The sequence below is a fragment of the Chitinophaga solisilvae genome (assembly GCF_009928525.1).
GTDB classification, from domain to species: Bacteria; Bacteroidota; Bacteroidia; order Chitinophagales; family Chitinophagaceae; genus Chitinophaga; species Chitinophaga solisilvae.
On sequence record NZ_JAABOK010000014.1, the window covers coordinates 35536 to 57874 of the forward strand.

Genomic DNA, 22339 nt, shown 5'->3' on the forward strand with positions numbered 1-22339 from the left:
CGCTCATTTAAACAGGTTATTGAATGCTTCCATTGATAATTCGGCATCGCCCAGATCCAGGGGCGTTATTTCTATTTCCTTTGCAGCTGCGCCATAGCTGATCAGGCCGGATAATCTTTCCTTCATTGCATCGAGCAGCTTTTCCATTGTACTCTGGTTGAACTGCCGCATATTGTAAGACAGGTGCAGGTTCAGCACTCCGTTGAACAATATGCCCGTCAGCTCCAGCGCCACTTCCCTCCCGGAGGTTTCACTGATTTCCTGCCCTTTATTTGCTGATGAGAAAGAAAAGCGGGTATGTTCATTTTCCGCCAGCGATGCATCACCATACTGCCCCAGGTAATTGAACCTGATGGCAGGAGACAGCTTAAACTGCAGATCCACCGCTGCTTCCCGCGTACTCATGTATTTCAGGATACCATATCCGATACCTTTGTCCGGAATACTTCTCAGGGTTTCCTTTATGCTTTTCAGTTGCTGCGGGAGATCATCAGGCGTGGAAACCTGCAACATTACCGGGTAAATACCGGTAAACCAGCCAACTGTTCTGCTGACGTCTGCCGGACCGGTTACAGGCTGGCGGCCATGTCCTTCGAGTTCCACCAGTATCTGCCGCATCCCGAAAGTATCCCACAGACTCAATCCCAGCGCTGTCAGCAACACATCGTCTGTTTCCGTGTTCAATGTTTTATTTACCACCGTCAGCAACTGCCGGCTTTGTTCTTCCGTCAGCTGGCAGGCAACTGCCTGTGTATCTTTTACCAGGTTCTGTGCTGTGAGATGATCGAAGGGCAACGGGTCGGGACTGATGGCCTCCATTTTTTGCCAGAAGGATTTTTCCTGCAGCAGCATGGGCGACTGTGCATATTCCTGCAGCTGTGCCGTCCATTGCCGGAAAGAATCTGTTTTCGGCGGCAGCGTAAACCCTTCACCGGCCAGGTATTGCCCGTATAAGGTACTCAGGTCTTCCAGCAATATCTGTAAGGAAACCGCATCTGTTAGCAGATGATGAATGATAACGAGTAACCTGTCTCCATCTGCGAGCCTGAACAGGCCAAGTTTTACCAGTGGCCCTTCGTGCAGCGTCATGCTCTTTTGCAGGACATCCGCCGCCGCTTCCATAAGCGTAATACTCTCAGCTATCTCCCTGTTCTCCCAATCATGTACTTCCAGATAAAAAGCTGTTTCCGGATGGCTGTATTCCTGTGCCCAAACACCGTTCCGCTGCTCAAACCGAAGACGCAGTGCATCATGATGCCGGCACAGTTCTCCGAAGACTTCCCGGATGCCATCTTCCTGTATGCGTTCCTCGTGCTGCAGCAAAACAGATTGATTGAACTGTCCTTTTTCCAGTGCTTCATTTTCCAGGAAAGCACGCTGAACAGGGCTGAGCAGTACTTCGCCGGACAACACTTCCTCCTGGTTACTATATGATAACACTTCCACTACCTGTGCCTGTCCGGCAGGAGTAGGATACCGCAATACATCTGTAACAGCAAGCCTGTAGCCATGCTTCCGCAGCCGCGATACTATCTGTATGGATTTGATGGAATCTCCTCCTGCTTCAAAAAAGTTATCATGGATACTTATGCCTGAACGCCCCAGCACACTTTCCCATACCTGCACCAGCAGAGCTTCTTTGTCTGTACGGGCAGCGGCATAGGCCATACTGCGGCCGGCATCATCCTCACCAGGTTCCGGGAGCGCGTGGCGGTCAATTTTACCGTTGGAGGTCAGCGGCAGCTGCGGCAGACTGATATAGTAGCCGGGCAGCATGTAATCCGGCAGCAGGCCGGACAAATAATTTCGTATATCCGATGGGGTTATAGTTTTGTCTGCCACCAGGTAAGCTGCCAGGTATTTACTGCCGGCAGCGTCTTCGCGGGCAATCACTACTGCCTCACGGATATCGCCGTAGCTGAGTATGGCCCGCTCTATCTCTCCTGTTTCTATGCGGAAGCCGCGGATCTTCACCTGTGTATCGGCGCGGCCCATAAATATCAGTTCGCCCTTTTCATTCCAGCGGCCCAGGTCCCCGCTGCGGTAGATACGGCCTCCGGACACAAGCGGGTCGGACACAAATTTTTCTGCCGTCAGCGCTGGTTGTCCGTGGTAACCGGCAGATACGCCGGCGCCGCCAATGCAGATCTCTCCCATAATACCGGCCGGTAAAGGCTGATGGGCTTTGTCCAGTATGCAGATGGTACTGCCGGGAAGCGGAGTACCTATGCATGCGCCGATGCCGGGAAGTACGCCCGCAGCTATATCATAGCCCACCGATGTGCAGAAGATGGTTCCTTCCGTAGGGCCGTAGGTTACTACCACCACTGCTTTCCTGAAAATAGCCGACAGCTTTTTCAGCAGCATGTCCGGAATGGTATCTCCACCGATGAATATTTTTTCTACCTGATCAAATTTTTCTGAAAGATTATTTTCCAGGATGTAATCGGCCACCAGGTTATAAACACCGGGAACCGTATCAATCATGGTTGCCTGCTGCAGCAGCGAAGTAAAGGCGGGCAGATCATCCAGCACCTGCCGGTCAGCTATCAGGCTGGTTCCCCCGCTCAGCAACGGTGTCAGCAACTGGAACAGGGATATATCGAAGCTGGGAGAAGCTACAAACGGAAACACTGTACCGGGGCCGCTTCCATATTGCCGCACCGCCGCAAAAAAGTGCGCCGCGTTACCATGCGTGACCTGTACGCCTTTCGGCGCACCGGTACTGCCGGAGGTATAAATCATATAGGCAACATCTGACAGCCGCGTAGTGCGCGCAGGGTTGCCATCAGCAGCAGCTGATAATTCCAGCGAAGGCAGGGCTATCACTTCCACTGCTACCGGCAGTGGAACAGCTGTTTCACTCAGCACCAATCGTATATCCGCATCCGTTAGCATATGGCAGATTCTTTCTTTCGGGTAACCGGGATCCAGCGGTACATAACCTGCGCCGGCCTTCCAGATGCCCAGCATAGCCGCTACCTGGTCTGCAGACCGCTCTGCCATCAGCCCGATCAGCTGTCCGCATTGTACCTGCTGCACTTCCCGCAGGTAGTGCGCAATCCGGTTAGCGGTAGCATTTAATTCGGCATAGCTCACCTGCCGGGCGCCATGTATCACCGCAATGGCGGCTGGCGTTGCCTGTTCCTGCGCTTCAAAAAGATCTGCCACCGTATCTGCCGCAGGAACTGCCCGCAACCGGTGCATACCGCCCAATGTCTGTAGTTCCTGCAGTTCAGCTGCATCCATCCAGGACAACCGGTTTATTGGTTGACCGGAGTCAGCGACCGCATGCAGCAGAAGTTGCTGATAACGGTTAAACATATACGACATTTCCTTTTCATGGAAGATATCCGTATTGTAAATGATCACCAGTTCCAGGCCGCCGGGTACTTCCACGAAGGTAAAGGCAGCGTCGAAGTGGCTGTTATCGATATGTAGCCCTTCGATGGCGCTTATCTGCAGCCCTTCCAGGGTTGTTTTTCCATCGTAGATATTGGCAGATGTCTGGTTCTGCATTCCCACCATAAAATCGAACAGGGGCTGCCTGCTGGCATCCTTGCGTAGCGCAAGACGCTCCACCAGCCTGTCATACGGATAGCCCTGGTGGCTGTAGGCATCTATCAGTACTGTTCTTTGTGTTCTCAGTAAAGAAAGGAAGCTGTCTGTTCCCGAAAAGCGGGTGCGCAATGCCAGGCTGTTGATGTATAATCCGATCTGATTTTCCAGTCCGGGATGTTCGCGTCCTGCCACCGGCGTGCCGAGTATGATATCTTCCTGACCGGTATAGCGGTGGAATAAGGCATTCATGCCGGCCAGCAAACCCATGAACAGGGTACATCCTTCCTTCACACAGAGGTCTTTCAGCTGGTAGAGCACAGCCGGCGACAATGTCCGCATCATAGAGGCGCCCCGGAAAGTTTTAACAGCAGGCCTTCTGCTGGCAGCAGGCAGTTCCAGTACCGGCAGCTGACCGGCAAACTGTTCCAGCCAGTATGCTTCCTGCTGCCGGAAATGAGGCTGTTCCTGCTGCTGCCAGTGTGCGTAGTCCTTGTATTGCAGCGGCAAGGCTGGCAGGCCGGGCTGCTGCCCCTGTTTGAAACTGTTATATGCAGCAATGATTTCACGGGTTAACACCTGCAGCGACCAGCCATCACTGATGATATGGTGCATGGTATAAAAGAAGGCGTGTTTGGCGGTTTCCAGCCGGACAATGCGTGTGCGCAGCAGCGGGCCGTTTTCCAGATCGAAAACATCCTGCTGCTCCTGGGCAAAAATAACTTTCAGCTCCTGTTGCTGGTCTGCCTTATCTGACAGGTCTGATATCTGCAGCGGGCAATCGCCGGCGGGCAGTATATATTGCCTGACCTCTCCTGCTTCATTCAGCCTGAAAACGGTGCGGAGGCTGTCATGCCGCTGCATCACAAATTGCAGCGCACGGGAAAATATGTCCGTATCCAGTGTTCCTTCAAAGATGAGCACACCGGGGATATTGTAGGCAGCCGAGCTTTCCGGTGACTGGCTCAGTATCCAGAAGCGTTGCTGTGCGTGACTTAACGGATAGCTTTCCTGCGAAGGCGCCTGTGTAATGGCAGCCACCCTGGTATCCTGACTTTGCTTCCCGGAGAGAAACGCAATCAATTCTGGTTTTCTTTCCCGTATCACAGCCAGCATATCGTCTGTAATATCGTGCTCCATCCGCAGCCGCAACTGTCCTTCCGACAGGCTAACGCTAACGCCTGCACGCTTCAGGTAAAGGATAAATTCCCTCGTTTCCATTATAAAAAGATTTCCTTGCTTTGATGATTGTTTGTGGTTCCAGCAGGTTCCTGCAGGGCTTTCAGCAGATCGATTTCCTGCGCCAGCTGCCGGATGGTGGGGCTTTTAAACAGTTCCCTCATATCCACCTTCACGTCATATTCCTGTTGCACGGCATTCAGGATCCTGATGACACCCAGGCTATGGCCGCCGAGTTCGAAGAAGCTATCAGTCACGCCTATTCCTTCCACACCGATTACTTCTTCCCAGATGTTTACCAGCCGGGCTTCCATATCGCTGGCAGGAGGCTCTCCGCTTTTGCGTTCCAGCAGTTCCGGCGGCAGCATTTTCCCCAATGCCTTCCGGTCTGTTTTTCCATTGGGCGTAAGTGGCATCTGCAGTATCTGTACAATATGTGCAGGAATCATATAATCGGGCAGCAGTTCAGCCAGGTAGCCGCGTAATGTGGCTACATCAGCAGCCGTTGCCACCACATAGGCTACCAGCATGGTACGGCCATCGGCGCCATCCATCGCCAGCACTACTGCTTCTTTTACGCTATCGTGCCGTAACAGTACGCTTTCTATTTCTTCCAGTTCTATTCTGTTACCGCGGATTTTTACCTGCTGATCTTTTCTTCCGAAAAACTCAATACTGCCATCCGGCAGGAACCGGCCCGCATCGCCTGTTCTGTACATTCTTTCGGCAACGTCTGCACTAAAAGGGCTGTACAGGAAAGCTGCTGCCGTTTTATCCGGATCGCCGAGATAGCCTCTGCCCACGCCGATACCGGCTACATAAATTTCTCCGGCCACTCCTACCGGGCATAGCTGCCGGTGCGCATCGAGCACATATATTTTCATGTTCCGTACCGGCTTGCCAATAGGAATATTGCCGGTCGGCGGCGCCTTGTGCATAAAGTGATGGGTGATATCATCCGAAGCTTCTGTGGGACCGTACGCGTTCACCATCGGTATCTGCGGATACAGGTCAAACCACTTCTTCACCAGTACTGCCTTCAGTGTTTCTCCGGTGAGCAGCAGGTATTGCAGCGGCGGTGCTGCTCTTTCCGGCTGTGGTGTCAGTATGTCCAGCAACATCGACAGATAGGACGGTACCAGTTCGAGGATGGTAACCCCTTCCCGGCGCAGTTTTTCCCAATATGCTGCCGGTTCAAATATTTCCCGGTCGCTGCAGATAACCGTTCTGCCGCCAGTCATCAGCGCCGTAAAAAACTGCCATACGGAGATATCAAAGCTCTGCGAGGCATTCTGACAAACAACACTGTCTGCCGACATGCCCAGGCTTTCTGTTTTGGCGTACAGATGATTCAGCATTCCCTGGTGTTCAATCATCACCCCTTTGGGTTCCCCGGTAGAACCGGAGGTAAATATCACATAGGCCAGGTCTGCTGGCGCAATACGTACATGCGTTGGCGTTAGTGCCGCTTCCGGCAGTACTGAAACATTCATCAGCAGGTTGTCCGGCTGCCCGGCCAGGGCAAGGCAGCTGTCACTGCTGATAACCAGTGCGGGGCGTGCAGCCCTGATGATAGCCTGTATACGGGTAGCGGGATAATCCGGATCGATGGGCACATAAGCTGCACCGCATTTCCAGATAGCGAGGATAGCGGCCACCAGCAAAGGAGAACGATCCATCAGGATGACGGCAAGATCTCCTTTCTGCAGACCGTAACCGGTTTGCAGCCGGCTGGCCATATCATTGGCCATCTTCTCCAGCATGGCATATGTGATGACAGTATCTTCATAACTGATGGCCGGAGCATCAGGCTGCCTTTGTATATTGACCGCCAGCACATCCAGTATGGTAGCTGTTTCATGGACGTTGGCGCTGTTATCATTGAACGTATATAACAATGTCTGCTTCTCCGTTTCGTCCAGGTAATCCACCTCACATACCGGCACGGCAGCATCTTCCATCACTGCAGCAAGAAACTGTGCGTAATGGGCTGTTAAACGTTGTATTTCATTTTCTTCAAAAACAGCTGTGTTATAGGAAAGTGACAGATGAATACCTTCTTTTCTTTCTGCAAATGAAAAAGTAAGATCAAACTGACTTGTTTCAGCGCTCATCCAATCCATGCTGCTCACAGTGAGCCCCTCCAGGGTATTGGCGGCATTGTTAACGTTGAGGCTACCCTGGTTCTGTAACACTACCAGCACATCAAATAATGCGGAGCGGCTAACATCCCGGTTTACCTTACGCAGTTCCAGCAACCGGTCAAACGGACATTCCTGATGTTCATAAGCACCGAGCAAGACTTCTTTTTCCTGTTGCAGCAGGTCCCGGAAACTTTGTGCTGCTTCAAAGCGGGTACGGAGTGGTAACGTATTCAGGTAGATACCAATCTGGTTTTCCAGTTCCTGCTGTTGCCTGCCGGCTACGGGTACGCCCACAATTATATCCTGCTGACCCGTATAACGGAAAAACAGTCCTTTCATCGCTGCCAGCAACACCATAAAGGGCGTAACGGCTTCCTGGCGGCAGTATTGCTCCAGTGTTTCCATGCGTCCTTCCAGAAGGGTCAATGTAATTCCTGCGCCACGGTGCGTCTGTACAGGCGGGCGGGTTTTACCGGGGAACAGGTCCAGCACGGGCAGTTCACCTTCCAGTTGCTGTAGCCAGTAATCTTCGTGTTGCTGCATCCGGCCACCGGCCAGGCGTGCCAGCTGCCAGGCGGCATAGTCGCGGTACTGTATCGGCAACGGCGGCAACTCCTGCTGTCCGCCCTGCAGCAATGTATTGTAGATGGTTACTACTTCGCCGGCCAGCACCTGCATAGACCAGCCATCGCTGATGATGTGGTGCAAGGTATAGAAAAATGCATGACGGTCTGCCGATACCTTTACCAGCGTTGTCCGCAGCAGCGGACCATTCTCCAGGTCGAAAGGCGTAAGTTGTTCCGTGGCATATATTTCTTTCAGCAGCTGGTCAGGATTTTCCTCCCGGCTGATATCCTGATAATTCCAGTTCAGTTGTATGTCTGCTACAGGATGTATAAATTGCCTTATCTCTCCTGCAGGTGTTTGTCTGAATACGGTACGCAGACTTTCATGTCTGCTGACAACTGCGAGCAGGGCTGATTTCAGCAGCGCTTCCTGCAACGGTCCGTCCAGCTGCAGTCCCAGCGCCATATTGTATGCCAGAGAGCTGTCTGTAAAGCGGCTCAGTACCCAGAAGCGTAGCTGGGCATTACTGAGTGCATAACTTTCGGCCGGCGGCAGACTGGGAATAACTTCCGCTGTCTGTTGCCCTGCAGTTGCAATCAGTGTGGCCAGTTCTGTCAGGCGGGGGTGATTGAAAATATCCTTTATCTGTATATCCGCTGCCCATTCCTTTCTGATACGGCTCACCAACTGTATGGCTTTCAGGCTATGGCCACCGAGATCAAAAAAGTGATCGTTGATACCTACCGGCTGTCTTTCCAATACTTCTTCCCAGATGCCTGCCAGGCGTGCTTCCGTTTCATTACGGGGTGCTACATAGCTGGTGGCGGTTCCGCGCAGCGCTGTCATATCCGGCGCCGGTAATGCAGCGGTATCCACCTTTCCGTTGGTATTCAGGGGAAACTGTTCCAGCTGCATGAGTGTATGCGGCTGCATGTAGTCGGGTAAGAGCGCAGACAATGCCAGGCTGACCGTTTCCCGGTCTGTTCCGGGTGCAGCAGTATAATAGGCTGCCAGCACCTTATCATTCCCCGGCATTGCTGTTACTGTTACAACAGCCTGGGTAACGCCGGGCACCCGGCTCACTGCAGCCGCTACTTCCGCCGGCTCCACGCGGTGGCCCCTTATCTTCACCTGCTGGTCCTTACGGCCGGCAAAAATGATGATGCCATCCGGCAGGTAACGGCACATATCGCCGGTGCGGTACAGCCGCTCTCCGGGAACAAAGGGATGAGGGATAAACTGCGCCTCCGTGAGGGCAGCCGCCTGCAGGTATCCCCGCGCCAGACCATCGCCGCCTGTATACAACTCTCCTGTAATGCCAGCCGGCAGCAGCTGCAGGTTGGCGTCCAGGATATAACACGTACTGTTGCTGACTGGCCGTCCGATAGGAATATCTTCCGCATCTGCCTCCGTGATCCGCCAGGTGGCAGAAAAGGTGGTATTCTCCGTAGGGCCGTAACCGTTAATCATTACCAGGGAAGGATATAAGGCACGCAGCTTGCCGATATGGTGCGGCGATAAACGATCCCCTCCTACCAGGATCGTTTTAAGCGGTGCAAACAGGCCGGGGGCGGTATCTGCCAGCTGATTAAACCACGACGCGGTAAACCACATCATAGTGACGCCTGTATTTTTAATAAGATCTCCTAACCTGTCAGGATCAAGCAGGGTTTCCCGGTCTGCCAGTACCAGGCACCCTCCGTTCAGCAACATGCCCCAGTACTCAAAAGTTACCGCATCAAAAGCGACAGCACCGGTAGACAGCAGCACATCGCTTTCAGAGAAGGCAACGATGTTGGTCTGCTTCACCAGACGTACCACTCCCTGATGCGTCACCATCACCCCTTTGGGCTGTCCGGTAGAACCGGAGGTATACATCACGTAGGCGAGGTGCGACGGCCCGGTGGTACTAACAGGGAGCTGCAGCGGTGTTGGGAAGCTGTCCAGCTGCACATCCAGCGCTATCATTTCTCCCTGGAAACAGGTAATCATATCAAACACAGCTGCTGAATCTGTAATCAGCAGCGTGGTGGCTGCATCCTGCAGCAAGGCTCCTGCCCGCGCGGCAGGATAACTCCGGTCGACCGGAACATAAGCGGCGCCTGCTTTCAGAATACCCAGTATGCCGATCATCATGAGATCGGATTTATCCAGCATGATCCCGATCAGGGTATCAGGCCCTATCCTGTAATGGCTGAGCAGGTGCTGCGCCAACCGGTTAGCCGCATCATCCAGCTGCCGGTAGGTCATCCGCCGGGCGCCATAAATCAGGGCAACCGCGTCAGGCGTACCTGCTGCCTGCAGTTCAAACAGGCTGCTGATCGTTTGTGTGGCGGGATAATCGGTGGCAGTATCATTAAAGGTGTATAACAGCTGTTGTTCTTCTTCGCCGGATAAATATTTTACCAGAGAAATATATTGCCGCGGACGGGTAGTTACTTCCTGCAGCAAGTTGTTAAAATGGATAAACCAACGGTCAATGGTATCCTGTTTGAAAAGTGTGGTATTATAACCGATCTGAAGATACAGCGCGCCATTTCTTTCGGTGAAGGTAAAGGTAAGATCTACCTGACTGGTTTGCAGCGACAGTTCCTGTGCCTGTCCGGTGGCCAGGTTGGTAAGCCCCTGCGCGGTGCTTTCCAGCAGAATGCTTTCCTGGTTCTGCATCACCACCATTACGTCAAACAGCAGCGATCTGCCGGTATTTACGGGAAGCGCCAGCTTGTCTGTCAGCATATTGAACGGATACGCCTGGTGCTCATAGGCGCCCAGCAGCACCTCTTTGCCTTTTGCCAGCAATGATGTGAAAGTATCATCACGCTGCGGTTTTATTCTTAACGGCAACGTGTTCAGGTATACGCCGATCTGATCTTCCAGTTCTATCTGTTCCCGGCCGCCTGACGGCGTTCCGATAATCATATCTTCCTGCCCGGTATAGCGGTACAGCAAAGCAGACAAGGCAGACAACAGCCCTGTAAACAATGTGGTGCCGGCGGTATGACATAACGCACGTAAGGCCGCCACTGCTGCTGCGGGTACTTGCCGGTTGATGCTATGCCCGTGGAAAGACTGTACCAGCGGCCGCGGATAGTCAAGCGGCAGCTGCATAACCGGCAATTCACCACTCATTTGTGTGAACCAGTATTTTTCCAGGGAGGCCAGCGTATCGCCCTGCAGGTATTGCTCCTGCCAGTGCGCATAGTCTTTGTACTGGATATTCAGCCGCGGCAGATCGGGCAACACACCGGCGCTCAGTGCATTGTAGGCAGCAGTCATATCGCGGGCCAGCACCTGCAGCGACCAGCCATCGCCAATGATATGATGCAGCGTATAGAAAAGCACCTGTTCATCGTGGTTGGTTTTCACGACTGTTACACGTAACAACGGAGCCCTGGTAAGATCGAATACAGCCGCTTGTTCCCGCCGGAAGATTTCCTGCAATGCATAGCTGACATCAGGGCTGCCTGAAATATCTTCATATGCTGGTTCACATACCACCTCTCCTGCCGGCAGAATATGCTGCCGTACCTCTCCTTCGTTGTCAATGCGGAAAACCGTGCGCAGGCTTTCATGCCTGTTCAGCAGAAATAATAGCGCCTGTTGCAGCGCCTTTTTATCAGGTGTTCCGGTTAACGTATAGGCGTTTGAGATATGATAGGCCCTGGAACGTTCTTCCAGCTGGCTCAGCATCCAGAAACGGCGTTGCGCATGGCTGAGCGGATAGCTTTCCCTGACGGGAATACGGACAATACCTGTATTGCCTCCGGCAGCAGCTGCTGATAAAAAAACTGCCTGCTCCGCAATAGTGGTATGGGCAAATGCATCTTTCAGCTGCAGGGACAGGCCCATTACCTGGCGTATCCTGACAAACAGCTGTACCGCCTTGAGGCTGTGGCCTCCGGAGCGGAAGAAATCATCGTGGATACTGATCTCCTGTTTACCCAGTATGCTTCGCCAGATATCCAGCAACTGTTGCTCCAGCGTATTACGCGGAGCTTCAAAAGGCGCTGCGGTGACATCTGCCGGAGTACTAACGGTACCGGTTATATGAAAATCAGGCAGCAGCTCCAGCTCCCCGGACTCCAGCCACCGGCCGGTATCAGAGGTTCTGTACATCCATCCGTTCCGGTGGAACGGATCAGGCACCGGTGATGATAAGGATCCGGCAGCAAAATGTCCGTCTGTTTCCGACGGATGATCGCAGCCAATACATATCTTTCCCGCGATACCAACAGGTACCAGCAGGTCGTGATTATCGAGGATATAAATACGCAGATGATGGATGGGGTTATCGGTACGCACCATTATACTTTTTATTTTTCAAACAAGAAAGTCCGGACGATAGCTCATCCGGCTACGGGTGGCTCTTCCGGGGCAATTACCTGTCCTTCCGGATGACCACAGTAAATCATCATTTCCTCATCTGTAAATGAGGGTAAAGGCCGGGGTTTATCTTCTCCCAGCAGTGCATTATATTCTGAAAAAAAATCCTTCATATATGCAAAATGCGCCCTGACCCTGTCCATCAGGGATTCCTTTTTTTCTTCTGCCATAAATATTTGGAAATTAAAAGGGGGAAGGAAATTATACTATCGGGTGATGTAGTGTGTTGCGGGTAATTTCGTTGTCGCCTGTTGTTTCCGGCATATCGTTTTTTCAGTTGACACATGGTCAAAACCTGCCTGCAGCAACGACGGAATCAGATATGACCGGGCATACCATCTTTCAAACAATGGTCCGGTTACAGGAACAGGTTTGAGAGAATATATTGTTTCCTTCATGGAATATGCTGAATGAATATTTAAATCTTAAAATGGAAGATCCCTGAAGATCTCATGCAGGTAAGGTTTCCGGAAAAAACGAAGCTATCGCTACAGTAAATACGGTATAGTGTTACTGCAAGTTGGGTATCAATGTTAAAAAAGGATATCAGGGTACAAAAGTGTATCAGAATTACCAACCAATATTATGAATAAAAATCAGAAAAAAATAAATTCTTCAAAATTTATTGCTGCAACATGAGTGCATTTATGTAATCATCCTGCGTTATTCTATTTTGTTTCATTCGCCGGCTTCCTCCATCACCAGCGCCTCTCTGGCCGTAAAATACAGGGAAGCTCCCTGCGCAGCACGTTCCAGCAATACTGTTTTTTCTGATTTGCTCAGATAGTCTGCTTTTGCCATTGCCTGATCCGGATCCCGCAACAGCGCCTCCAGCAATATTTCCAGGTGGTTGCCCATTCTTTGGATGGTGGCCGGCAGGTAAATGTCGCTGTTAAATTCGATGTCAAGCAACAGACCTTCTGCCTGCTCCGCAAAGTAGAAAGAAAGATCGAACTTGCTGGTAGCTGCGGTTAACGGCAGTTCACAAGGCATCACCTGCAGGTTATGTTTGCCGGCTATTGTTGCTTCCGTCTGCGGCATCATGTTCTGCAACACAACCAACACATCAAACAATGGATGGCGGCCGGCATCGCGCGTAAGGTCCAGTGCTTTCACCAGTTCATCAAATGGATAATCCTGGTATTTATAGACGCCGGTCATGAAGTGTTTCATTCTTTCCAGCTGCTGCCGGAATCCCTGTTCCGTTGCGATGGACAACCGCAATGCGATTGTGTTTACGTAGAAGCCGATCTGATTATCAAGATCAATATGCTCCCTCCCTGCCATCAGTGTGCCCAGTACTATTTCCCGCTGACTGGTATAGCGGGACAGCAGTACCTGCACCACTGTCAGCAACCCGGTATAAAGCGTAGTACCACTCTCATGCACCAGCTGTTTCAGGCCCTGTGTCAACCGTGCACTGATCTCTTTCCTGATGATGCCGCCGCGATAAGTTTTTACTGCCGGACGGCGAAGATCGCCCAGGAGTTGCAGTGGCGGCACGCCCTGTTCAAACTGTGACAGCCAGTAGCTTTTATGATCTTTAAATCCTCCCTGCTGTAATTGCGCCTGCTGCCATGCCGCATAGTCCCTGTATTGTATGCGCAATGCCGGCGGCGCTGCAGCAGCGCCATCAGCAGCAGCATAATAATACTGCATCAGGTCCTGCATCAGTACATGCATGGACCAGGCGTCGCTGATAATATGATGGATGACTGCCAGCAGCATCCATTGCTGATCGCCGGTTCTGTACAGCCCTACGCGCAACAGCGCATCCGTTGTTAAGTTAAACGGCTGCATCAGTACCTCGTTCATCTGTTTACGGATGTCGTGCTCTGTATAATGACTGCCGCGCAGGTCTTCCTGTAACAGGCGGAAACCGGATTGTGCTGCCGGCAATACGATCTGCACCGGCTCTCCGTCTTCCTGTTCCCGGAATACGGTGCGTAGTATTTCATGCCTGTCAATCAGCTGCTGCAATGCCTTTTCAAGGGCAGTTACCTGCAATGCACCTTCAAAACGGTAGGCCACCGGTATATGATATGCCGTATTGCCAGGTTCCAGCAGGGATAGTATCCACAACCGGCGCTGCGGGGAAGAGAGCGGATAGGATGCCGCCACGGGTACAGGTGCAATAGTGATTTCCTGTATGCCTTTGATCTGCCGGATGTAGGCTATCAAAGCCTCTTTATTATCCCGGATCTGTTGCTGCAGCTGCTGGTCCAGTACACCTTTAGGAGCTTCTACCTGCAGCTGTTCTCCGTTCAGGGAGATGCGGACTTGCTTTGCTCTCAGCGTATCCAGTATATTTTTTACCGTTGTTGTCATCATGTTGTTTTTTTGGAAGATGATCAAAAGAGCATTTTTTCTGTTTCCTGATCTGCTTCTGTTACCGGCTCATTTTCTGCATCCCTGATCCAGCGGGACGTTCCTGCCCAGCCAGCCATAGCTGCCACCGTCGGATAGGTGAATACGTCTGTAAACACCATCCCCAGCGCCAGCTCTTTATTTACCAGCGTGACCAGCCTGACTGCTTTCAGGCTTTGTCCGCCCAGTTCAAAAAAGTTATCCTGCATGCCGATTTTTCCTTTCCCTAAAACAGTTTCCCAAATGTCTGTCAATGTACGTTCCAGTTCATTCGCGGGAGCTACATATCCTGCTGATGGCTGTTGTCCCTGTGCCCAAGGGTCAGGTAGCTGCTTCCTGTCTGTTTTGCCGTTGGGTGTCAGTGGAAACGCTGTTAACCGCACATAATGTCCTGGTAACATATACGCAGGCAACCTGCGGGCGAGGTGTGCCTGCAGGGAGGCATGCGGAATATTTGCCGCTGCCGCGAGGTAAGCCACCAGCACCTGATCGCCGGCAGGGTCTTTACGGGCAACAACCAATGCGCTGTCCACGCCTTCGTAAGTCAGCAGTGCGGCTTCTATTTCTCCGGGTTCTATGCGGTGGCCCCGTACTTTCACCTGGTCGTCGGCACGGCCCAGGCATTCCAGCCGGCCGTCAGGCAGCCAGCGCGCCAGGTCGCCCGTGCGGTATAATCTGCCGCCCTGCGTAAACGGATCCGGTATAAAACGCGCGGCTGTCAGCTCTTCCCGGTACAGATAGCCCGGTGATACGCCTTCACCGCCGATGTACAGCTCTCCGGCAATGCCGGCAGGCAATAACTGACCATTGCTGTTCAGCACGTACACCTGTGTGTTCAGTACAGGACGGCCAATGCTCACCGGTTCATCCAGCGCTGCCGGCGGGCATACGCAGGACCAGATGGTAGTCTCCGTAGGTCCGTACATGTTATACACCGGTATATCATAGCGGCTGCGTAATTGCGCCAGCAGGGAGGCCGGCAACGGCTCTCCTCCCAGCAGCAGCGCCCGCAGGGATCCCAGCAGACGGGCGGAACTGCCTTCTTCTTCCAGCAGCCGCAGTAAGGAAGGCGTAGATTGCATCAATGTTACCGGACGATGCGCGGCATGTTTTACCGTGGTAAATTCCTGCCGCAGCAGGTTCAGCTCTTCCAGCCCTTTCAGTACTTTATCTGCAGCCATACCAAAATCAATCAGGCATGCCACTTCATTGACACCGATATGCCGCAGGCGCTCTACCAGTGGCCGGGAGCCTGCACGCGTACCTATCAGCGCACTGCCACCGGCATAACGGCGGTAGCTGTTGCGCAGGATCTGCGCCTGCAGTTCTTCACTGATATCTGCTGCATTCAGACCTGATTCTTCCAGCAGGATACGACTCAGTCCAAGTGTATTCTTCAGGTAGCTTATAAAAGGTAATTCTGCTTCCGTCATCGCCGTTGCTTCCTCTGTACCCAGATAGACAGGCAACATTACTGTTACCGTACCGGAACCTTCATGCCCGTGCTCACGGCGGCTTTCCCGGTATATCCGTATTCTTTCCGCCAGTTCTTCCAGGTGCTGGCCTGCCAGCGGTGTGAGCACATGTGCACCGATGGCGCCGGCATTGCGGAAGGAATCTTCACTGTCTGTTGCCGTTACCCAGACAGGCAAGGTTGCCTGTACCGGGCGCGGATATACCTGCAGGGATACTTCCTGTCCTAATGCATTCGTACGGGTAACACTGCCGCCCTCCCACAAACGGCGTACTGCCGCTATCTGTTCGTACATGGAAGTATAAGGTGTTGCGGATAATGCAACACCATCCGCAGGGTGGCCGGAGGCAAATGATAAGCCCACGCGGCCGCCGGACAGGTTATCTGCTACTGCCCATTCTTCCGTGATGCGTACCGGATCATGCAGTGACGCTAATACGCCACCACCACGAATTTCCAGCTGACGGGTACTTGCTGCCAGCGCAGCGCCCATGACAGCAGCATTCGGATGCACGCCCCCCGATGCAAGACCATGGCCCTCCGGCATCCATACAGCGCGGAACCCATGTTCATCGGCATAACGCACGGAAGATTGCAGCAAATCATATTTATGACTGCTGTCCTTATCGTAGCCTGAAAGGAAAAACAGGCTGAAATCCAACGGGGACGGTTCATCTCCGGTATAACGGTCCAGGCTGCCCGGCAGCCGGTCAGACGGATGAATCAACACCTGAACACCGCGGCACAGGGTCCACAACAGTTCCAGTACGGAAATATCAAACGAAGTGCTGGTCATCGCCAGCAGGCAGTCGTCTGCCTGCAAAGGCAACGCTTTATCCATCGCGGCAAAGAAATTCACCACATTACGGTGACAGATCATCACTCCTTTCGGATTCCCTGTAGAGCCGGAGGTATAGATGACGTAACTTATATCTTCCGGCGACACGTTACACGGCGTATATACGTCTCCGTTAGTACCCCCTGTAATGGTACTCAGTTTCAATATCGTACCTGAATAATCCGGCGGCACGGTAGTTTCTTCACCGGCTACCAGCACGCGGGCACGGCAGTCATCCAGGATGTAGCGCACTCTGTCTGCCGGATAGGAAGGATCTACCGGCACGTAAGCAGCACCAGCCTTGAGGATGCCCAGCATGCCTGCCATCAGGTGAATGGAGCGCTCTGTCATCAGCGCTACCAGTTCGCCGGGTTGTACCTGCAGGTGTTGAGACAGCTGCCAGGCGATGTAATCTGACTGTTCATCCAGTTGCCGATAGGTCAGCTCCCGGCCTTCAAATACAACAGCTGTTTTGTCCGGCGAAAGGGCTGCCTGTTCCCGGAAAAGGGAGACAATGGTTTTATCTTTTGCAAAGCTGCCTGCAGTATTGTTAAACGTCTGCAGCAGCTGATGCCGTTCTTCCGGACGGAGACAGTCCAGCTCTCCGATGACAGTATCCGGTGATGCGGAAAGCACATCGATCAGTTGCAACAGGTGTCCCATCATCCTGTTGATGGTGGAAGGTACAAACAGGTCCGTATTATATTCAATGATAGCCTGCAGCGTACCATCCGTTTCGAGGAAATCAAATGTCAGATCCAGTTTACTGACCAGGCCGGCTTCTTCCGTATAGGCATACGGGCACACACGGAGCTGGTCCGGCTCCTGCTGACCGGCAGGATTAACATCATTGTTATGGAGGCTCACCATCACGTCGAACAGCGGATTGCGGCTCATATCCCTCCGGAGGTTCAGTTCATCAAGCAGCTCGTCGAACGGGTATACCTGATGCCGGTAAGCATCCAGCGTAATCTGCCTGACGTTATCCAGCAGCTGCAGGTAAGTATCGTCCGGCTGACAGTGCACTCTTAACACGAGTGTATTAATGTACACCCCGATCTGCTCTTCCAGGTTGTGGTGATCCCTGCCTGCTACCGGCGTGCCGGTAATGAGATCGCTCTGGCCGGAATACCAGTATAACAGGGCATTGACAGCCGCCTGCAATCCCATAAACAAAGTAGCTTTCTGAGTTGAAACCACCTCTCTGAACCTGGCAAATATTTCAGGGTCCAGCAGCTGTTTAACCATGGCGCCGGGGTAAGTTTTTATTGCAGGCCGTGGATGATCATACGGCAGCTGCAATACCGGCAGTTCTCCGGCAAACTGCCGGAGCCAGTAGGCGCGGTGCGGCTGCATCTGTTCCGCTGCCAGCTGCGATTGCTGCCACGCTGCATAGTCCTTGTACTGGATGCGCAGCGGTGGCAACGTCATCGCTTCCAGATACAATATCATTAGTTCACGGATCAGTATTTCCATTGACCAGCCGTCGCTGGTGATATGATGCATCGTATACAGGAATACCCATTTCTGGTCTGAAAGCCTGCACAGGGATGCGCGTAGCAGCGGGCCCGATGAGAGGTCAAACGGGGTGGTAAATTCCTGCTGTATTAAATCCTGTGCAGATTTCTCCGCTGTTTCGTGGTCCTGCAGGTCTACCTGTCTGATGCTGAACTTTTCCGGCGCCGGGTTGATATACTGGCGTATCTCTCCCTGATCATTCACCCGGAAAGTGGTCCGGAGTATTTCATGACGGGCTATCAGGCGGCCGAAGGCATCTTCCAGCCGGGCAATATCCAGCCGGCCTTCGAAGAGATATACTGCCGGCATGTTATAGGCCAGGTTACCTTCCTGGTACTGACTAAGTACCCACAGGCGGCGCTGTGCTGATGACAGCGGGTAATCCGGGCTTATGGACGCTGCCGGTATAGCTGCTACCGGCGCATCCTGCCGGCGTTCTTTCAGGTATTGTATGAGCGCCTCTTTATGCGTACGCACCTCTTCCGCGATAGCAGCCGGAATAGTCGCCGGGCTGCTGATACGCAGGCGGTCATCTTTTAAAGTAACCTGAATCTGGTGCGCTTTTAATTTTTTTAGTAATTCGTACATCCGTTACCGTGTTTAACGATCCTGTAATTGGGATAGGGGCATTCTCCGGAATCTCACCACTGGCAGTCATCGCCGGTTGTTTATACGGAGGTCAGCTACCGGATTGTTCCGGCTCATCTGTCTGTGCGCCGGCAGCATCGCAGCCGTCAGCTTTCCTGCCGGAACATACTGTCTGTTCCTGCCGGAGAAAAAAGTTATCTGTATCGGGTGAAGGAGCAGCCGGAACAGGTTCGTCCGGCCGGAAAAGAGAGCACTTCCGGGTGCAGCTGCCATTGGCGCAGCGCGTGGCAGGACAAGGGCTATCCCCCTTGTCCTTTAAAAAAGTATGCATAGTGACTGTTGAGGATTAACGGGGGGTTAAAAGGTCCGGGCAGCTGCAACATCGTGCATCACGGACAGGTATTCCGGTTTAAAGCGGATAAGGATATTCCGTTGTAAAAGATCTACCCTTACCAGTATTTTTTTCATTTGATCCACATGCACTACTTCGCATGACAATCCGCTGAGCGGGCCTTTGGTAATCACGAGTTTTTGTCCTGTGCTGAAGGTTTCCTTAGATACCCTGACATCTTCACCATGCTGCGCCACCATCTGAATCTGTGCGATCTGGTGTTCTTCCATCCGGGCAAACTGTTTGCCGAACCTGACGTAACCGGTGGCTCCGCTTACCTGTTGTCCGTAATAAAACTCCTCGATGCTGCTCAGTTTCACGAACACATAGGAAGGAAACAGGGGCAACTCAATTGTTTTTTTCCGGTCATTCCATTGCCGGACCGATTTGCAGGTGGGGAAAAAACACTCAACATCGTATTCCTTTAGCTGGCTGACAACTTTCCTTTCATGTCGCGGCATAGTGTAGATCAGGTACCATCCGGTATTAAAGGTACTCATAGCAATGATTTATTATTTTGAGAAAAAGAGATACTGTGTAACAGGCATGACAATCCCCTTCCCCTATCGAGGGGCATCAGCAAAGGAGATAACCACTATACGTGTTGATGATCCGGTTCAGATGCGGCAATGATGTTCCCGTATAGCATGGCTGCTACAAGTTTTTTGTAAGGGGAAACAACGCCGGCAATGAACCGGAGTGAAAGGTTTTACGGGTAATAATAAGTTAACATAGGCTACTTTTTAACGTGGGTTGCGGAAAATGGATTATCTGCTCTGACGCAGATCATTCAGGTCAAAACAAAGCTATCGCTACAGTAAGTACCATTGTACTTATTGTAATTCGATTGCGCAGTGAAACTGGCTCTACAGCATCTGATTGCTTCTAACTTATAATGCGAAAAAAAACAGGTTTATAAGATCACTCAGAAAAAATGGCTCTCTAACAAACCGGTACCGGGTAATACAATTGTTTTCATTTAAATCGTTGGTTGAATTAACAAAATACTTCAAAATTGACCTAACAGCTGGTCCGGAATCTCTTTTCAGGTTAAAAACTACTTATTCGGAATATCTGGAAACCATACTTTCATTGGGGTAAATCTAACGAATGATCTTTTAAACGCAAAGAATATTGACAATTTTTTTCCTCATTTTGTCAGATGAGCGGGATCCTGCCGGGAAACAGGAATCTGTTACAGCTAGATAACATTAAAAGGACCGGCATGATGGTGGTGCAGTCCGGGCGCCAACTATATGGTGGAGGTTCATCTATAACAATTTCATCATGCTGTAAATCCGGCAGCAATCCTAATATAAAACGGCTAACGGCATAGGCGGCTATGCAGCGCTGGTGGCTATCTCTGCTATTTAAACCAACTATACTGGCACCGGATTTGAGGCACCTAAATAAAACCAGTCACACTAATCAGTCAGCAAAAAAACAGCTTATGAACTTCCCGCAAAAGCACAAGGTGTATCACAACACCATCAGTGTGGGCGACCTGGATATTTTTTACCGGGAAGCCGGAAACCCTGCTGATCCGGCCATTTTGCTCATGCACGGCTACCCTAACTCTTCCTTTTTATACAGAAGATTAATTCCGTTTCTGGCAGACCATCACTACCATGTGATTGCTCCGGACTTCCCTGGATTTGGGTACAGCTCCTACCCTTCTGCAGCAACATTCGAGTATACGTTTCAGCATTACAGCCAAGTCTTATCTGCTTTTACGGAGCAGATAAAACTAACGCAATTTGCGCTGTATCTCCATGACTATGGATCTGTAATAGGTATGCGCGTTGCCCTGCTGCATCCGGAAAAAATCACCGCGCTTATTTTCCAGGATAGCAATGCATATGAAGAAGGTCTTGGTAAAGAATGGGATGCCTGCAAGGTTTACTGGGATCATCCTACAAAAGAAAACAGGGAGAAGATAGGTGAATTCCTGAATGAGGAAGGCGCGCGCCGGCAGTATCTGGCAGGCATTCCGGAAGATCAGGTTCCTCTTTTCACGCCTGATACCTGGACATTGGACTGGGTGTTGATGAATCGTCCCGGTCATATAGACGCATTATTTTCCTTATTCGAAGACTATAAAAACAACCGGGCCTACTTCCCGAAATTCCAGGAGTTTTTCCGCAACGTTCAGCCTCCTGCGCTGGTAATCTGGGGAAAGTATGATGCCTTCTACAGTGTAGCCGAAGCGCCGTGTTATAAACGGGACATGCCCGATGCAGAGATCCATATCTTAGACGCCGGTCATAAATTACTGGAGAGTCATTTTGAAGAAGTAGCGCCGTTGATACTGGATTTCCTGAACAGAAAGATTGTTTCAGGATATCACCCGGCATAACTGTTCTTCATAATCATCTTTCTGTGCTTTGTACCAAATGCCAGTAAGGCATTGAACACATCCCGCGTTTCATTGGCATATGTGGTAAGCGAATACGAAACAGTGACCGGCCGGGTGTTATTCACCGTCTTTGTAATAAGCAGATTCTGTTCCAGCTGCCGCAGTTCCTCTGTCAATACTTTCGGAGAGATGCCTGCAATCTCTTTCTGCAGATCTTTAAACCGCATGGTGCCGGCATAGGAAAGATGCTGCAGAATACATATCTTCCATTTGCCGCCCAATAGCTCGATTGCATCTCTCAATGCCAGGGCTCTTTCTTTTCCATTATTTTTTTCGCAGCGTTGAATCAATGTCATGGCCAATTGGATTTATTACTTTCCTCAAGGTAACGGATAGTGTCTGAAAGTTAAAAGTAAAATACTTTTACCAAAAATACTGACATCATGAAAATAGCACTCATTGCCAATATCTCTGCCAACGGGAAAGTACTGCTGTCCGAAAACACCAGCTATCAGGCGCCACAGGAAGCAGTGGCGTTATTCACAGAAGTAGCCGCCAGGGCTGGCAATCTGGTAATCGGAAAAAAAACCTTTGATATGTTACAACGGGTGCTGACAGATGTCAGCAGCGCTTTCCCCGGCATAGAGCTGGTATTGATATCTTCCGCCGGAATAGCCACCGATGAATACAAGGTGGTTGCTTCCCCGGAAGAAGCTATCCGCTACCTGACTGAAAAAGGATGTCAGGAAATCGCAGTCGGCGGCGGCACCATCACTTACAACGCCTTCCTGGAAAAAGACCTGGTAACCGATATCTACTTTAATATTCATCCTGTAATGGTGGGCGATGGCGGTATTCTGGTAACAGACCCTGCATTAACCGCAAATTTCAGTTTAGTGTCACACCGGCAGATAGCTGAAAATATTATTCAGGTGCATTTAATCAGGGCGTGATTGATTACCGGAGAGTATACAAC

General features: G+C 51.5%; 11 protein-coding genes. 2 read left to right on the forward strand and 9 right to left on the reverse strand.

The window, feature by feature from the left end; translation table 11 throughout:
• Window positions 1-3 precede the first annotated feature (3 nt).
• The 8 genes from GWG06_RS24500 to GWG06_RS24535 form a co-directional block, all read right to left on the reverse strand.
• Complete coding sequence (locus GWG06_RS24500) at window positions 4-4779, reverse strand: non-ribosomal peptide synthetase (protein WP_160716663.1); 4776 nt, start codon at window positions 4777-4779, stop codon at window positions 4-6.
• Window positions 4779-11753 (reverse strand): non-ribosomal peptide synthetase, encoded by a 6975-nt coding sequence (locus GWG06_RS24505; protein ID WP_160716675.1) that lies wholly within the window; start codon window positions 11751-11753, stop codon window positions 4779-4781. The genes GWG06_RS24500 and GWG06_RS24505 overlap by 1 nt, the downstream gene beginning before the upstream one ends.
• 41 nt (window positions 11754-11794) lie before the next feature.
• Complete coding sequence (locus tag GWG06_RS24510; RefSeq protein ID WP_127035220.1) at window positions 11795-12001, reverse strand: hypothetical protein; 207 nt, start codon at window positions 11999-12001, stop codon at window positions 11795-11797.
• 36 nt (window positions 12002-12037) lie between these two features.
• Entirely contained in the window at window positions 12038-12229 is a 192-nt protein-coding gene (locus GWG06_RS24515; protein ID WP_160716677.1) for a hypothetical protein, read from the reverse strand.
• 280 nt (window positions 12230-12509) lie between these two features.
• Complete coding sequence (locus tag GWG06_RS24520) at window positions 12510-14162, reverse strand: condensation domain-containing protein (RefSeq protein ID WP_160716679.1); 1653 nt, start codon at window positions 14160-14162, stop codon at window positions 12510-12512.
• Window positions 14163-14182: 20 nt separating this feature from the next.
• A complete protein-coding gene (locus GWG06_RS24525; RefSeq protein ID WP_160716681.1) occupies window positions 14183-18616 on the reverse strand; it encodes a MupA/Atu3671 family FMN-dependent luciferase-like monooxygenase in 4434 nt (1477 codons plus the stop codon).
• 91 nt (window positions 18617-18707) lie between these two features.
• The gene (locus tag GWG06_RS24530; protein WP_160716683.1) at window positions 18708-18947 is read right to left on the reverse strand and encodes a hypothetical protein; all 240 of its coding nucleotides are present in this window, start codon (window positions 18945-18947) and stop codon (window positions 18708-18710) included.
• A gap of 26 nt (window positions 18948-18973) precedes the next feature.
• Window positions 18974-19507 carry a UpxY family transcription antiterminator gene (locus GWG06_RS24535; RefSeq protein ID WP_160716685.1) on the reverse strand — a complete coding sequence of 178 codons (534 nt, stop codon included), beginning with the start codon at window positions 19505-19507 and terminating at the stop codon, window positions 18974-18976.
• A 950-nt stretch (window positions 19508-20457) separates the two neighbouring features.
• Here GWG06_RS24535 and GWG06_RS24540 point away from each other — a divergent pair.
• Entirely contained in the window at window positions 20458-21363 is a 906-nt protein-coding gene (locus GWG06_RS24540) for an alpha/beta fold hydrolase (protein ID WP_160716687.1), read from the forward strand.
• On the opposite strand, the gene GWG06_RS24545 is transcribed toward GWG06_RS24540, so the two are convergent.
• The gene (locus GWG06_RS24545) at window positions 21351-21719 is read right to left on the reverse strand and encodes a winged helix-turn-helix transcriptional regulator (RefSeq protein WP_160716689.1); all 369 of its coding nucleotides are present in this window, start codon (window positions 21717-21719) and stop codon (window positions 21351-21353) included. The two genes, GWG06_RS24540 and GWG06_RS24545, sit on opposite strands and share 13 nt — an antisense overlap.
• 87 nt (window positions 21720-21806) lie before the next feature.
• Between GWG06_RS24545 and GWG06_RS24550 the strand changes: the two genes are divergently transcribed.
• Window positions 21807-22316, forward strand: coding sequence for a dihydrofolate reductase family protein (locus tag GWG06_RS24550; RefSeq protein WP_160716691.1), 510 nt, complete (start codon window positions 21807-21809; stop codon window positions 22314-22316).
• Window positions 22317-22339 lie beyond the last annotated feature (23 nt).